This window comes from Protofrankia sp. CiP3, from assembly GCF_917627345.1.
In the GTDB taxonomy this organism is placed as follows: domain Bacteria; phylum Actinomycetota; class Actinomycetes; order Frankiales; family Frankiaceae; genus Protofrankia.
The window spans coordinates 1-1621 of sequence record NZ_CAKJTM010000014.1; the positions used below are offsets into that span (position 1 = coordinate 1).

At 69.9% G+C, this 1621-nt stretch carries 2 protein-coding genes; one reads left to right on the plus strand and one right to left on the minus strand.

The genetic code is table 11. From position 1 onward, the window contains the following. Positions 1-203 (minus strand): replication-relaxation family protein (locus tag MJ797_RS27430; protein WP_374581687.1); only part of this gene is annotated, 203 nt, incomplete at its 3' end. A 22-nt stretch (positions 204-225) separates the two neighbouring features. Between MJ797_RS27430 and MJ797_RS07735 the strand changes: the two genes are divergently transcribed. Further along, positions 226-1621 (plus strand): IS1634 family transposase (locus tag MJ797_RS07735; protein WP_239333212.1); only part of this gene is annotated, 1396 nt, incomplete at its 3' end.

Sequence of the window (1621 nt, forward strand, 5' to 3'; positions counted from 1 at the left end):
GCTGTCGTAGTCGGACTCGAAGAGACTGCTCGGGTGGTAGTAGTACGAGCTGGTCTCCACGTGTCCAGTCGGGCGCCCGGATGGGTGCGGGCGTATCCGGCCAGGTCGGTGAAGAACTCCTGTACTCCGCACGTTCGTGCGGTGTGCTGATGGTGTGACTTCTTGATCGGACAGGGTGATGATCGCACTGGTGTGTGGTGCATCCGATCTGGCACGGTGCGGAGCGTGCTGGCGACCGCCGAACTGGGCTACGGCCCCCCGAGCCTGGAGAAGTTCCTCGGCTCGCTGCCGGTCATCCGTGACCTGCTGGCCCGCCTCGACCTGGTCGCCGTCATCGACCGGCTCTGCCCGATCCAGGAGAACAAGGCCCGCCACACCCATGGCGAGGTCATCGCCATGCTGGTCGCCAACCGGCTGACCTCCCCGACCCCGCTGGTCCGGGTCGAGGACTGGGGCGAGAGGTGGGCCGTCCTGGAGATCTTCGGGATCGAGCCGGACGCGCTCAACGATGACCGGTGCGGCCGGGCGTTGGAGGCGCTGGCCGAGCAGGCCGACGCCGTCGCCGGCGCGATCGCCGCGCGGGCGATCGCGGTGTTCGGCCTCGACGTCTCCGAGATCCACTGGGACCTGACCAGCATGTCCGTGTTCGGGACCTACGACCGGACCGACCCCGCCTACGCAACCCCGAAGCCCGGCCACCCGAAGGACCACCGCTTCGACCTCAAGCAGGTGCAGGCCGGTTTCGCGACCTGCGCCGACGGCGCGGTCTCGCTGCTGACCCGCGTCTACGACGGCGGCGCCGCCGAGGTCTCGCAGGTCCAGGGCGCGTTGCGGGCCCTGCGTGAGCTCGCCGGGCCGCGCCGGTTCCTGCTCGTCGGCGACAGCACGCTCGTCTCCTACACGAACCTGACCGCGATCGACGCGGCCGGCGCCACGTTCGTCGCCCCGGCCCCGCGGACCATCGTCGGGCTGGCCGCGCTCGCGGCGCACGACCCGGCCACCGCGACGATCGTCGACTGGGCGCCCCAGCGCGAGAAGGACACGCTGTTCCACCAGCGCGACGTCCACCGGGTCGTCGAGGGATCCACGACCCTGCGCGGCCCGAAGGCCACCGACCCGCCGTTCACGACGCGCACCGTGTACTCCCACTCGGCGCGGCGTGCCGCGGCGTCCGCGGCCAGCCGGCAGAAACAGATCGACAAGGCGCGCGCCGCGCTCGTCGTGCTGCACCGCAACCTCGGCACCCGGTACTACCGTGACGAGGCCGCCGTCCACGCCCGCGTCGAGAAGATCACCAGGGAGTGCCGGGTCGGGGCGTGGCTGCGCACCCACATCGACACCAACCCCGACACCGGTAAACCGCTGCTGACCTGGTTCTTCGACGAGGACGCGCTGCAACTGGCGGCGAAGGCCGACGGCTGGTTCGCGCTCCTGACAAACCAGAGCATCGAGGAGAAAGACGCCACCGGAGTCTTCGTCGACTACAAGGGCCAGGAAGCCTCCGAACGGCGCAACAGCGCGTTCAAGGGCCCCCTCGCGGTCAACCCGTTCTACCTGGAGAACAACCAGCGGATCCACGGGCTGCTACACGTCGTCGGCCTGGCGCTGCTGCTGTTCTCCC